Annotated in this window: 12 protein-coding genes; 5 read left to right on the top strand and 7 right to left on the bottom strand. The window is 43.1% G+C overall.

Translation table 11 applies throughout. From position 1 onward, the window contains the following. The first annotated feature begins 36 nt into the window (after positions 1–36). A complete protein-coding gene (gene pepF / locus ACUB3H_RS07030) occupies positions 37–1,833 on the top strand; it encodes an oligoendopeptidase F (RefSeq protein WP_459129972.1) in 1,797 nt (598 codons plus the stop codon). A gap of 24 nt (positions 1,834–1,857) precedes the next feature. Here the strand turns inward: pepF and ACUB3H_RS07025 are convergent, their stop codons facing one another. Continuing rightward, the gene (locus ACUB3H_RS07025; RefSeq protein ID WP_459129971.1) at positions 1,858–2,913 is read right to left on the bottom strand and encodes a CorA family divalent cation transporter; all 1,056 of its coding nucleotides are present in this window, start codon (positions 2,911–2,913) and stop codon (positions 1,858–1,860) included. Positions 2,914–2,962: 49 nt separating this feature from the next. Here ACUB3H_RS07025 and ACUB3H_RS07020 point away from each other — a divergent pair, with 49 nt between their 5' ends. After that, the gene (locus ACUB3H_RS07020) at positions 2,963–3,631 is read left to right on the top strand and encodes a cysteine hydrolase family protein (protein ID WP_459129970.1); all 669 of its coding nucleotides are present in this window, start codon (positions 2,963–2,965) and stop codon (positions 3,629–3,631) included. A gap of 10 nt (positions 3,632–3,641) precedes the next feature. On the opposite strand, the gene thiT is transcribed toward ACUB3H_RS07020, so the two are convergent. The 4 genes from thiT to ACUB3H_RS07000 all read right to left on the bottom strand — a co-directional run bounded on the left by thiT (position 3,642) and on the right by ACUB3H_RS07000 (position 6,875). Beyond that, positions 3,642–4,268, bottom strand: coding sequence for an energy-coupled thiamine transporter ThiT (thiT, locus tag ACUB3H_RS07015; RefSeq protein ID WP_459129969.1), 627 nt, complete (start codon positions 4,266–4,268; stop codon positions 3,642–3,644). A 109-nt stretch (positions 4,269–4,377) separates the two neighbouring features. Further along, positions 4,378–5,037 carry a 3-oxoacid CoA-transferase subunit B gene (locus tag ACUB3H_RS07010; RefSeq protein ID WP_459130043.1) on the bottom strand — a complete coding sequence of 220 codons (660 nt, stop codon included), beginning with the start codon at positions 5,035–5,037 and terminating at the stop codon, positions 4,378–4,380. 2 nt (positions 5,038–5,039) lie between these two features. Beyond that, entirely contained in the window at positions 5,040–5,693 is a 654-nt protein-coding gene (locus ACUB3H_RS07005; protein WP_459129968.1) for a CoA transferase subunit A, read from the bottom strand. Positions 5,694–5,696: 3 nt separating this feature from the next. Continuing rightward, on the bottom strand, positions 5,697–6,875 hold the full coding sequence (locus tag ACUB3H_RS07000; RefSeq protein WP_459129967.1) for an acetyl-CoA C-acetyltransferase: 1,179 nt from the start codon (positions 6,873–6,875) through the stop codon (positions 5,697–5,699). Positions 6,876–7,003: 128 nt separating this feature from the next. Here ACUB3H_RS07000 and ACUB3H_RS06995 point away from each other — a divergent pair, with 128 nt between their 5' ends. Beyond that, positions 7,004–7,897, top strand: a complete 894-nt coding sequence (locus tag ACUB3H_RS06995) for a LysR family transcriptional regulator (RefSeq protein ID WP_459129966.1) — start codon at positions 7,004–7,006, stop codon at positions 7,895–7,897. Between the two features lie 169 nt (positions 7,898–8,066). Next, a complete protein-coding gene (locus ACUB3H_RS06990) occupies positions 8,067–9,428 on the top strand; it encodes a short-chain fatty acid transporter (protein WP_459129965.1) in 1,362 nt (453 codons plus the stop codon). A 69-nt stretch (positions 9,429–9,497) separates the two neighbouring features. Here the strand turns inward: ACUB3H_RS06990 and ACUB3H_RS06985 are convergent, their stop codons facing one another. Next, on the bottom strand, positions 9,498–10,301 hold the full coding sequence (locus ACUB3H_RS06985) for a CAP domain-containing protein (RefSeq protein ID WP_459129964.1): 804 nt from the start codon (positions 10,299–10,301) through the stop codon (positions 9,498–9,500). Between the two features lie 416 nt (positions 10,302–10,717). On the opposite strand from ACUB3H_RS06985, the gene mutY reads away from it, so the two are divergent. Then, positions 10,718–11,749, top strand: a complete 1,032-nt coding sequence (gene mutY / locus ACUB3H_RS06980; RefSeq protein WP_459129963.1) for an A/G-specific adenine glycosylase — start codon at positions 10,718–10,720, stop codon at positions 11,747–11,749. Here mutY and ypfJ read toward each other — a convergent pair. Further along, complete coding sequence (gene ypfJ, locus ACUB3H_RS06975; RefSeq protein ID WP_459129962.1) at positions 11,746–12,624, bottom strand: KPN_02809 family neutral zinc metallopeptidase; 879 nt, start codon at positions 12,622–12,624, stop codon at positions 11,746–11,748. The genes mutY and ypfJ overlap by 4 nt on opposite strands. Positions 12,625–12,652 lie beyond the last annotated feature (28 nt).

The raw sequence follows: 12,652 nt of genomic DNA, 5'->3' as shown, positions 1-12,652 counted from the left end.
CCATAAATTTGTTATACTAGCCTGGTAGGAGGAATTATGTCATTAAAACGAAGAAATGAAATACCTGTTGAACTCACCTGGGATCTCAGTGCACTTTATGAAACAGAAGAAAAGTACGAAAGAGCACTAGAAGATACCGAGAGAAAAATTAGAACACTCTATAAAGAAAAGATGCCAACAACCCCCGAAGAAGCACAAGCTCTCTTTGCTTCTCTAGAAGATACGATGGTTCATCTATCGCTTGTAAGTCACTACGTAGATCTCGACCGAAGTGGCGACATGACCGATGAAAAAGCACAGCTTCGCGCTTCTAAGTTCTACACCATCATGAACGAACTCTACCCCATGCTCGAAGCCATTCAAGCTAGAATCTATGCCTTGAGTGAAGAGACGCTAAAGGCCGTCGCAGAGCTCGACGAGAGCTTAAAAAACGTCGTAGAAAGAACGCTAAGAGACAAAGAACACCGCTTGAGCGATGAAACGGAGATGGCACTTGCGACCTTCCAAGGATCGTTCAGTACACCTTATACGATCTACGATGCGGCAAAGCTTGAGGACATGACGTTTGAATCCTTTAAGGCGCATAAGAAGGAACATCCACTGAGCTTTGTAAACTTTGAAAACGAGTACGAGTACCATCCCGACAAGAAGATCCGTAGAGCTGCTTATAAGAACTTCTCTAAGGGCTTAAGAAACTACCACTCGACCATCGCGAACGCATACATTGCAAAAGTTACACAAGAATATCAAATGGCGAAACTCCGTGGCTACGAGAGCGTCTTCGATTACCTCTTAAAGGATCAATTCGTCTCAAGAGCCATCTACGATAAGCACATCGATACCTTAATGGAAAAGCTAAGCCCTGTCATGCAAAAATGGGCTAAGCTCATTGGAAAAGTCCACGGAATTAAGAAGCTTCGCTATGAAGATCTAAAGCTTCCGATCGATCCTGACTTTACAGCAGAAATCTCCATCGAAGAAGCAAAGAAAACTTGCTTAGAAGCTCTTCAAGTTTTTGGCGAAGACTACCTAAACGGCACCAAGGACATGCTAGAAAACCGCGGTATTGACTGGGCTCAAAACATCGGTAAGAGTACGGGCGGATTCTGTGCTTCCCCATTTGGTGCACCAAGAAGCTTCATCCTTCTAAGCTGGTCGGGACTCTTAAGTGAAGTCTATACGCTCATTCACGAGCTCGGTCATGCAGGCCACTTCCGTCTTGCAAACCGTACACAGAGATATTTAAATACGGATCCCTCGACCTACTTTGTAGAAGCACCTTCTACGATGAACGAGCTCATTCTTACAAACTACCTCTTAAAGCAAAGTGATGACCCACGCTATAAACGCTATGTCATCACATCACTTGTGGGAAATACGTACTACCACAATGCTGTGACGCACTTTATTGAAGCTTACTATCAACGCGAAGTCTACAGAGCCTTAGAGCGCGGCGAAGGATTACATCCTGCTCGCTTAGACGAACTCATGCTAGAAACCCTTAAGAAGTTCTGGGGAGATACGGTAAAGCTCGATGACAATGCAGCACTCACCTGGATGCGTCAACCTCACTACTACATGGGTCTTTATTCTTACACCTACTCCGCTGGTTTATCCATTGCAACCGCTATGAATAAGCGCATCCAAAAAGAGGGAGAAAGTGCTACCAAGGCTTGGCTAGAGGCACTTTCTACAGGTGGAATTCACGATCCCAAGGGCTTTGCAAAGGTCGCTGGAGTTGACATTGAAAAGACTGACTTCTTACTCGATACGATATCTTACATCGATGAACTCATCGAAGAAGCAAGCCGACTAACAAAGGAAATGAAATAAGAGCCTATCAAGGCTCTTATTTTTTTAGAATAATTTTCTCTTTTTAATGGTGTAAAAGAGGATTGCTTCAAGTAAGAAAGTTCCTGCTAAGAAGTACCAGAAGGCGTGAGGGTGCTTGAGTCCAGGCATGAAGATGAAGTTCATACCATACATGCCTGTGATGAAGTTCAGCGGCAAGAACATGGCCGAAATGATGGTAAGGTTTTTCATCACGCGGTTCAGCTCGGAGTCGTTCTTCTGCTCATTCGCTTTTAAAAGGTTTTCTGTGACATCCTTGGCTCTTGAAATCTCAATGATGAGCTGATCGACATTGGCCTCGACGTCTCGGAAGAAGGGAATCGTGTCTTCCGTAATAAGACCATTTCCTTTGGTCAAGAGAATATTTAAGAGGTTATCGAGTGGAAAGACAGCAGTACGAAGCGTCAAGAGCTCTTTTCTCTTCGTATAGAGAGCCTTCTCATCGATGTGACCCGTATCGAGGAAGTTTTTCTCCATCTTATCGAGCTGAAAGCTTAATGAGCGGTTTACGTAGTCGTTGTCATCGACGATCTTATCGACGAGCGCGTAGAAGAGATAATCGGCTTTTAAACGTCTCGCAAACCCAACTTTTCCGATGAGGCGCTTACGAATTGCTTCAAAGGTGTCATCGTAGATCTCCTGGAAGGAGATGACGATGTTATTGAGTAATAGAATGGCTATCTGCTCTTCTTCGAGGATACCTTCTTCAAAGAACATGTGGTTATGAAGGGTCATGAGATAATTATCAGTGACTTCAATACGTGCATGTCCATCGACACTTACGATATCTTCCATGTGTAGAACGTGAATACCAAAGCGACTGACAAAGCCTTGTAAGAAGTTAGAATCGTTTAATCCATTGACGTCGATCCAATACACTCGATCGTCTTTAAACGTCGTTGGAAGCTCCTCTAGCGTATGGAAGGTCGATTCTTTGTACTCGGTCTCGCTGTATTCAATGATATCGATTCGAGTCGGTTCGTTTTTAAACTGTCCGGTGTACTGGAGATTTCCAGGTGGACGAGCAGATTCATTTTGTAAATCGATGCGTTCGTTAAGCATTGTTACTCCATAAAAAATAGTGTATGGTTAGACTTGAAGGGAGATGGCCATGGTATTAGAAGAATTACAATTTGGTTCTCAAACGATTGAAACATTAGAGAACATTCGTAAAAATCTTAAAGTAAAGACACTCGTTCCTCGAGAAGTTAACACAAAAAAGACACTCTTAGTCAACGTCGATGTCATCAACGGCTTTGTAAAACAAGGTGCACTCGCAAGTCCACGTGTAGAAAAGATCGTGCCCTTTTTAGTCGACTTAAATACGAAGCTCGATCGAGTAAAAAGAGTATTCCTCTACGACTCGCATACGCCAACGGCAACGGAATTTATGAGCTATCCATCGCACTGTATTCAAGGGACAAAGGAAAGCCAAGTCGTAAGTGAACTCCTCCCCTTTACAGAAGATAGCGAAATGATCGCAAAAAACTCCACCAACGCCTTTCATGCAGAAGCTTTTAAAAAGCTACTCGATGAATCCTATAACCGCGTCCTCTTTGTAGGCGATGTCACAGACATCTGTGTCCTTCAAGGAGCACTCACGACACTCACCTACTTTGATCAGTGGGACCGCGTCGTAGACGTCGGAGTGATTATAGAAGGCGTCGAAACGTTTGATCTCGAAGCGACAAATCACGATGGAGACCTCATGAATCTTTTAAGTCTCTATCTCTTACAACAAAACGGCGTTGAACTCTATAGCGTAAAAAGAGAGGGTTAAGACCCTCTCTTTATCTTTTAATTTCTGGCGCTTCGCTGTTTAGGGCCTTTACTAAGCGGCTGATCGGAAGAAGATTTAGAACCACAAGGACAATGATGAGATCGATTCCTAAGAAGCTTCCGTTGTAGCTAAGTGAATAGAGCAGCGGGTTTTGATCTCCTGCATATTCCTTAAAGAAGATCACTCCACTCAAGACGTGGCAGCTGAGTCTTAAAAGCGTTGCAAGGATCACACCAAGATTCATATGTTTCGGGAAGTAACCAGCGATTCCGATAAACATAAAGGCGAGTGGGTAATCGAGTAGAAGCTGTGCCCAGTGGACGATGTAGCCACCGAAGATCATGTTTAAAATACCGAAGGCAAAGCCTGCAAGAAGTCCTACTTCTCCACCCCAAGCGAGAGCTAAGAGGATGATCGGAGCCATCGAAGCGACTGTGATCGAACCACCCTGTGGAAGCGTGTGGAATGGGAACATATTTAGGATCACACTGAGTGCTACACAGACACCCATTTCTGCGATGAGCTTGGCACTAAAGCGAATGCGCTTGGTGCGGATTAGAAGAATGCTCGCAATAAGTAAAATAACAATAAAGACGAGTGAGGTTGGATTTTCTTTAAACCATGCTGTTGTATCCATTTGTTCTCCTAGTTTTTTACTTGACAATAGATTTCCTATGTTCAGTATAACAAATTTACCCTTTTTAATGACATAAAAAAGGCCGATCGAATCGGCCTTTCATTTTGAACTAAACTTCCATTTGCTTTAGTGGTTCAGCAACGATGAGCGGAGCTCCTGTAGCTTCCTTCACTTGATCAACTGTATATTCTGGGTTGATTTCGATGAGCTTGAAGCCTTGTTCTGTTACTTCGATAACACCCATCTCTGTGATGATGAGGTCTACGCAAGAAACAGCTGTGAGAGGAAGAGTACACTCTTCGAGAAGCTTATGATTGCCCTTTTGAGTGTGCTCCATTGCAACGATAACTTCTTTAGCACCACTTAAGAGGTCCATTGCACCACCCATACCTGGAACCATTTTTCCAGGGATCATGTAGTTTGCAATGTTACCCTTTTGGTCAACTTGGAGTGCACCGAGAACTGTAAGGTCTACGTGTCCACCGCGGATGATACCAAAGCTTGTAGCAGAGTCAAAGAACATTCCGCCTGGTTGGATCGTTACATATTGTCCACCTGCGTTAACGATATCTTTGTCTTCTTTTCCTTCTTCTGGTTTCGGTCCAAGTCCGATAAAACCGTTCTCAGATTGGAAATCAATTGTCTTTCCTTCTGGAACGAAGTTTGCAACGAGTGTTGGAAGACCAATACCTAGGTTTACTACGTATCCGTCTTTTAATTCTTTCGCTACGCGTTTAGCGATAAATTCTTGAGTTTGTTGCTTGTCCATCATTATTTGCCTCCTTCAACCAAGTAGGTGACGAAGATTCCAGGAACATGTACAAAGTCTGGATCGAGTTCACCAACTGGAACAATTTCTTCTACTTCAGCGATAACGATGTCTGCAGCAGCAGCCATTAATACACCAAAGTTCTTGGTTGCGCCGTGGAAATAGAGGTTTCCTTTTTCGTCGGCTTTTTTAGCAGAAATGATAGCAACATTACCACGAAGAGGTAACTCTAGGAGGTATTTTTGACCTTCAATTTCGATTACATCTTTGCCTTTTTCGATTTCTGTTCCTACACCTGTTTTGGTAAGAACGCCACCGAGACCGTATCCACCGCAGCGGATGCGTTCAGCAAGTGTACCTTGAGGAATGAGTTGTACTTCTGTCTCACCCTCTGTCATCTGACGGCCAGTCTCTTTGTTCGTTCCGATGTGGCTAGCCATGATCTTCTTAAATTGCTTAGCGACGACCATTTTACCGACACCCTTGTCAACGAATGAGGTGTCATTACAGATGAGTGTAAGGTCTTTTGTACCTTTCTCTACTAGTGCATCGATGATTCCTAGAGGTGATCCTGCTGCGAGGAATCCACCGACCATCAATGTGTCGCCAGCCTTAATATGGCTGACTGCTTCTTCAATGGAAATTCTTTTGTTCATGTCTTACCTTTCTACGATAACTGCTGTTCCTTGGCCACCTCCGATGCAGAGCGTAGCCAAACCCGTCTTAGCATCACGCTTTAACATCTCGTGAATGAGTGTAACGAGAATTCTTGCACCACTCGCACCGATTGGGTGACCGAGTGCAATAGCTCCACCGTTAACGTTCACGATATCTGTGTTTAATCCGAGGTCTTTAATAACGCTTAAAGCTTGCGTAGCAAAAGCTTCGTTTGCTTCAATGAGGTCCAAATCCTTAACTTCCATATTTGCTTTCTTTAGAGCCTTCTTCACTGTTGGGATTGGGCCTGTTCCCATGATCTCAGGTCTAACACCTGCCGAAGCGTAATTCTTTATGCGAACGAGTGGTTTGATACCGAGCTCGTTTGCCTTCTCTTCACTCATGAGCATTAGCATTGCAGCACCATCGTTGATACCAGATGCATTACCTGCAGTAACAACTCCATCCTTCTTGAATGCAGGACGAAGCTTTCCGAGCATTTCCATGGTCATACCATGACGTGGGAATTCGTCGGTATCTACAACGACTGGGTCACCCTTACGTTGTGGAATAACGACAGGAACGATCTCTTCTTTAAAGCGGTTAGCCTTCTGAGCTTGTTCAGCACGAAGTTGGCTTGTTAAAGCGAGCTCATCTGCATCTTCACGTGTAAAATGATACTCTTCTGCTATGTTCTCAGCAGTGATACCCATATGATATTGGTTGAAAACATCTGTTAATCCATCATACACCATAGAGTCTATCATCTTTACGTCGCCCATTCTAGCCCCCCAACGAGCAGCTGGGACAACGTATGGAGCTAAGCTCATGTTTTCTGTTCCACCAGCGATGACGATATCTGCATCGCCTAGCATAATAGCTTGTGCTGCAAGCTCAACTGTTTTCAAGCCTGATCCACAAACTTTGTTGATGGTAAAGGAAGGAACCTCTACTGGAATTCCTGCTGCGATGGAAACTTGACGAGCTACGTTCTGGCCTAGACCAGCGCCTAATACGTTACCGATGATGAGTTCATCGACTGAAGCCGGGTCAACCTTTGTCTCGTTTAGAATCTCCTTGACAACCGTTGCTCCGAGTTCTACAGCACTAACGTTCTTAAACACGCCACCAAAAGAACCGATTGCCGTTCTCTTTGCTGCAACAATAACTACGTTTTTCATGCGAACCTCCATTCGACTTTTTCGACTTTTTTTTCACAACAATTTTATAATTTTAGTATTGCTTTGTCTAGAGGAAAATAGTATTTTATCTATAAGAAGAATGAATAGCTTTACGGAAGGAGGAAACCATGGATTTAAGAAATTTGCAATATTTGGTGGAAATCGTTAACAATAAAATGAATCTATCAGAAACCGCCAAACGCATACACTTAAGCCAACCAGCACTAAGTCAAGCTATGAAAAAGATGGAAGATGAGTTCGGGGGACCGCTCTTCGTTCGTTATAAGGGTCAACTCTCAAAACTCTCCGTTTTAGGAGAAAGCGTCTTTCACGATGCGCTCATTGTGCTCGAAGCACACCAAGCACTCATGGATCACGCCAACGACTTAGCTGCCAGTATGAGTGGACGAATCCGAATCGGCATCCCTCCCCTCATTCTATCGATCCTCTTCAGTGAGATTCTTAGTGATCTCATGCTAAATGGTACGGTGAGAATTGAAATTGCTGAAGAAGGTGCGAACGAGCTCAAAAAGAAGCTCGTGTTAAACGAGATCGACTGTGCGATCCTACTTCGTCCTACAGATCTTCCAGAAGAATCCTTTGAAAATGAACTTCTATATCGGGATGAACTCAAAGTGTTCATGTCAAAAGACCATCCTCTAGCAGAGAAAGATCATCTCGTTTGGAGCGATTTAAGGAGGCAGAAACTGGCGCTATTTGATGACACCTACATGATCCATCATCTCATCAAAAGAAAGCTCTTTAGCCTCAATATCCCTCCAAATATCGTCTTTACGAGTAAGTCTTGGGACTTCCTACTAGAATCTGTAAAACACTCAGATTCTTTAACGATCCTACCTGCGCCTATTTCAAGCCACTACAACCTCGTAGATATCGTCTCAAAAGACATTCAAAAGCCTCTCCTCTGGGAAGTTGCGCTTTGCTATCCCAAGAAAAAGACATATCTCGCTGCAGAGAAAAAGGTCTTTGAGCAAGTATCAAGACATTTTAGTAACAAATAACATTTTGTTAATCTGTACACAAACTATGGAATTCTACAGCTAATGCTATAACCTTGACTTATTATCAATAAATATATTTTGTCAGAGCTTTACATCTGAATTGTTTTTTTGTAATCTATAGTAGAAAAGATACATCTTTTCTACTATTATTTTATTTTAGGAGGATGTCATGTTTAAAAAGATGACACAGGGTTCCGTTAAGCTTGTGGAACGATTCTTACCCGACGCATTTATTTTCTGTATTATCCTCACGATCATCTGCTTCGGCTTCAGCTGGGTAGCAACTGGTCAAGGCTTCATGGAGCTCGTAGGACACTGGTCCGGAGGAATCTGGAGTCTACTCGGATTCTCCATGCAGATGGCTCTCGTACTCGTCGTTGGTAACGCTTTTGCAAGCTCGAAACCAATCAAAAAGTTACTCGATTCCATCGCTTCTATCGCTAAGACACCGACACAAGCGATCGTCCTCGTATCCTTCGTTTCAGCATTCGCTTGCTGGTTGAACTGGGGATTCGGACTCATCGTAGGTGCTCTCTTAGCAAAGAACCTCGCTAGAAAGGTTCCTAACGTAGACTACCCACTTCTCATCGCAGCTGCATATTCAGGATTCGTCGTATGGCACGCTGGAATCAGTGGATCCATTCCGCTATCACTTAACGGAAAAGACATGGCAGAGATCGGAAAGCTCACAGGAAACGCTCTTAAAGAGCCTATCGCAACTTCCAGAACGATCTTCTCCATCGGTAACCTCATTACAAGCTTCTTTATCATCTTTACACTTCCTTTAATCAACAAGTTCATGCACCCTGATGCAGAACACACGATTAAGATCGACCCAAGACTTCTCGTTGAAGAAGAAGAGGAAGTATTTGAAAACACAACACCTGCAAACAAACTTGAAAACTCACGCATTCTTTCATTATTAGTCGTTATTTTAGGTGGCGCAGCACTTACCGCACATTTCATAAAGAACGGTTTCGATTTAAGTCTCAACATCGTAAACCTCATCTTCCTTGTCCTCGGTATCCTATTCCACGGAACACCAATCCGCTATGTACGTGCCATCGACGAAGCAGTAAAGGGTGCTGGTGGTATTATCTTACAATTCCCATTCTACGCTGGTATCATGGGACTGATGACAGGTGGAAACGCAGACGGTGTTAGCCTTGCAAGTATCATCTCAGACTTCTTCGTTAACATCTCTACACCAACAACATTCCCACTCTTCACATTCCTATCCGCTGGTATCATCAACATCTTCGTACCAAGTGGTGGTGGACAAATGGCTGTACAAGGACCTATTATGTTCCCAGCTGCTCTTAAACTAGGCGTTGACCCATCACTTGCTGCCATGGGTATTTCATGGGGTGACGCATGGACCAACATGATTCAACCATTCTGGGCACTCCCCGCACTCGGTATTGCAGGCTTACGTGCTAAAGATATCATGGGATATTGTTTAATGGTCCTTCTCTACACAGGTATTGTCATATCATTAGCATTCCTAACGGTATACGTTTGGTTCTTATAACCCGGTATCAAAAAAGCCACACTTTCGAAAAAGTGTGGCTTTTCTTATTTAGAAAAAGGAGAATTTGAGTTATTTAATCTTTGCACTCGTCTTGTAGACGAATCCGATCTTACCATTCATAGAAACCTTATAGAACTTACCGACAGAACCTAGGTACGTTGCTTGCATGTTCTTAGAAACCTTTTTGATAACCGTAGCCTTTAAGGAAGCTTGTGAATACATTTTGGTTCCATACTTTGCAGTAATGACGACTTGCTTTGTCCTTGCTGCTTTCCTTGTAACTGTTGCTTTATTTGAGCTACCGCCAGCTGCTGCAACTTGAGTAACGACTTTCGTAAAACCTTTATTTGTGTAGATGACGCTTGCTACGTCAGAACCGATACCGTTAGGATAGTTAGCGAAGATTTGAACACCCCATGTCCAACCCTTTGCATCTGTGTAGAAACCAACGCCGATATGTGTAAAATGGAAGTCTAAGTTTTCTTTGTGATCTTTACTTTGAATCCATGCTTTAACGAATCTGTTACCGTCTACTTTTCCGTAGAAAACTGCGATGTTTTCTCCAGCGTCTTTCCAGTTACCGAAGATGTCACCCTTTGGTGAGTGCTCTAGGCTTTGGAGGTTTTCTGCCATATATTTAGCATAGCTTTGTGCTGTTGCGGTTAAACCGTTTGACCATTGAAGCTTTGCCATGTCGTTTGATTGACGATAAGCATTCGTTGCTCGGAAGATTTCCTGTTGACCTTGATTAGCTTCATTAAAGGAAATCGATGTCTCATATGTTGCCACGCTAGCAAAAGCATTCATGCTCACTCCACTAGCTACAGCAGAAATCACTGTAATGACTAAGAGCGCTAAGGTGATTTTTTTCATGGTGCTCATTAAACTGTTTTTCATTTTCCTTTTCCTTTTTCTAATCTTTGTGTCTCTTATGTAATTTATGTTCTTTATGTAACCTATTATACCTCATTATTACGTTTTGTAAACTTATTTCATTCGATTTTTTTATTTATTTCGTATTATTTATTTGTTTCGTTCTAGATACAAAACGCTAATTCGGTTTACAAAAAACCATGTAAGTATTGATATATCAACGTTTTCCTTTGTTAAACACATGTTGTAGAAATAATATTGTGCACAATATATTTTTTATTATTTGTAATAGAATTTGTTCTTGGTTCATTCTTGACGCTTTTGTTGTTATTTTATTAACCTGTATTTTGCACTTCTCACACTCTATCGGTTCACACCTTTCTTGCTTTGATCGTTATAATAGGATTGGAGGAATTATGAATAAGACGTTTTATGAAAGCCTTCTCGCGTGGTACGACGAAAATAAAAGAGATCTCCCTTGGAGAAGAAACCCTGATCCCTATCACATCATGGTCAGTGAGTTTATGCTCCAGCAGACGAGAATGGATACGGTACTTCCCTACTTCAAACGTTTCATCGAAAGAGTACCTTCTATAGAAGATCTCGCCCGTCTACCAGAGGAAGAACTTTTAAAGTTGTGGGAAGGCTTAGGTTATTACAGGAGAGCGAAAAATTTAAAGAAGGCTGCTGAAATGATCGTTGAAAAATGGAACGGAAAGGTTCCTGAAACGACAGAAGCCCTGGAAGAACTTCCTGGTATCGGCCCCTACAGTGCAGGTGCCATTGCATCGACGGCCTATGGAACGAGAGCGACGGCCATGGACGGAAATGTAATACGCATCCTGGCTCGTACCTTTTATATGGAAGAAGATCCTTCGAAAGCGAAAGGCAAGAAAGTTTTCCAGGAACTCCTTCTCTCCCTTCTACCAGATGAGCGCATAGGAGATTTTAACCAGGCTCTGATGGAGCTAGGCGCCTTAGTTTGTATCCCAAATGGTGAACCGCTTTGTGATATCTGTCCTTTAAAGGGACTCTGTGAAAGCTTTAAGAAAAAGGACTTCTCTTTACCTCTTAAGAAGAATAAAGTCGAAGTTCCTATATTTGAGAAAACTGTCTTAATTTTGAGAAATAATCATAGACTTGCTCTTAAAAAACGACCTGAAGATGAGCTTCTAGGCTCGCTTTGGGAATTTCCCATGCTCGATGAAAAAGTCTCTATAGAAGAATTAAAAAAGCGCTTTCGAGGCGCAAGCATCGAAGCGCTAGGTGAAAAGAAGCACGTCTTTAGTCATCTCATTTGGCACATGACGGCCTATTTAATCGACAATGCTCCTACAGATGGATACGAATGGTTCGACTTTGAAACGGCCGATAAACTAGCCATGCCAACGGCCCTTAAAGGATTTCGAGAAAAGGAGCGAAAAAAAAGACAGGTTAACCTGTCTTAGAGATCTCTATAGGGAATACTGAAGGTGTCTCCACCTTGGAAGGTCCCGCTGTTGTATCCCTTCATGAACCAGCGCATGCGCTGTTCTGAAGTACCATGTGTAAAGCTATCAGGAACGACATATCCTGTGCTTCTCTTTTGAATCGTATCGTCTCCAATGGCATTGGCTGCGTTCATCGCTTCTTCAATGTCTCCAACCTCTAGAACGCCTTTACCTTCGATTCTCTTTGCAAAGACACCTGCTAGGTAGTCTGCTTGAAGCTCTAAGCGCACGCTCATCTGGTTGTACTCTTCTTTACTCATGGTCTGTTGCCAACGTTGCATTTCATCGGTACGACCCGTTAGGTATTGAATGTGGTGACCGACCTCGTGTGCGATGACATAAGCCATAGCGAAGTCACCCTTTGCTCCAAAGCGACTTTGAAGCTCTGCAAAGAACGAGGTATCGAGGTATACTTTATTATCAGCCGGGCAGTAGAATGGACCTACCTGAGCCGATGCATAACCGCAACCTGAATTCGTACTTCCTGAGAATAGTACCATCTTCGGCGCTTGGTAACGAGCGCCGTTTTCTTCAAAGACTTGATTCCAAACGTCTTCTGTCATAGCGAGAACAGAGGAAGAGAATTTTCCTAGTTGGTCTGCTACTTCTTGAGAAGGGCCGTCGTTCGTAATTCCTGAATTTTCGGTCGGTGGAGCTAATAGCCCTCCGAGTAATCCACTCTTTAATAAAAAGATTACTAAGATGATGATGAGGCCCATGCCTCCCATGCCACTACCTATCGGAATAGGAAAGCGACCACCAGAAGGTGAACCACCACCTCGACCTCTACGGTCTTCTACGTTTGAGCTCTGTCTATAATCATCCCACTTCATAGGAACTCCTTTACATCCGTTGTTTTTT

Source organism: Guggenheimella bovis (assembly GCF_054492335.1).
The sequence above is the reverse complement of the archived record's forward strand: the minus strand, read 5'-3'. Positions and strand labels throughout refer to the sequence as shown.

Bases quoted from the DNA above. Each gene is read 5' to 3' on its own strand.
- ACUB3H_RS06985 (WP_459129964.1), bottom strand. From the start codon at position 10,301: ATGAAAAAAATCACCTTAGCGCTCTTAGTCATTACAGTGATTTCTGCT.
- ACUB3H_RS07020 (WP_459129970.1), top strand. From the start codon at position 2,963: ATGGTATTAGAAGAATTACAATTTGGTTCTCAAACGATTGAAACATTA.
- mutY (WP_459129963.1), top strand. From the start codon at position 10,718: ATGAATAAGACGTTTTATGAAAGCCTTCTCGCGTGGTACGACGAAAAT.
- ACUB3H_RS07000 (WP_459129967.1), bottom strand. From the start codon at position 6,875: ATGAAAAACGTAGTTATTGTTGCAGCAAAGAGAACGGCAATCGGTTCT.
- ACUB3H_RS06990 (WP_459129965.1), top strand. From the start codon at position 8,067: ATGTTTAAAAAGATGACACAGGGTTCCGTTAAGCTTGTGGAACGATTC.
- pepF (WP_459129972.1), top strand. From the start codon at position 37: ATGTCATTAAAACGAAGAAATGAAATACCTGTTGAACTCACCTGGGAT.
- ACUB3H_RS07005 (WP_459129968.1), bottom strand. From the start codon at position 5,693: ATGAACAAAAGAATTTCCATTGAAGAAGCAGTCAGCCATATTAAGGCT.
- thiT (WP_459129969.1), bottom strand. From the start codon at position 4,268: ATGGATACAACAGCATGGTTTAAAGAAAATCCAACCTCACTCGTCTTT.
- ACUB3H_RS07010 (WP_459130043.1), bottom strand. From the start codon at position 5,037: ATGGACAAGCAACAAACTCAAGAATTTATCGCTAAACGCGTAGCGAAA.
- ACUB3H_RS07025 (WP_459129971.1), bottom strand. From the start codon at position 2,913: ATGCTTAACGAACGCATCGATTTACAAAATGAATCTGCTCGTCCACCT.
- ypfJ (WP_459129962.1), bottom strand. From the start codon at position 12,624: ATGAAGTGGGATGATTATAGACAGAGCTCAAACGTAGAAGACCGTAGA.
- ACUB3H_RS06995 (WP_459129966.1), top strand. From the start codon at position 7,004: ATGGATTTAAGAAATTTGCAATATTTGGTGGAAATCGTTAACAATAAA.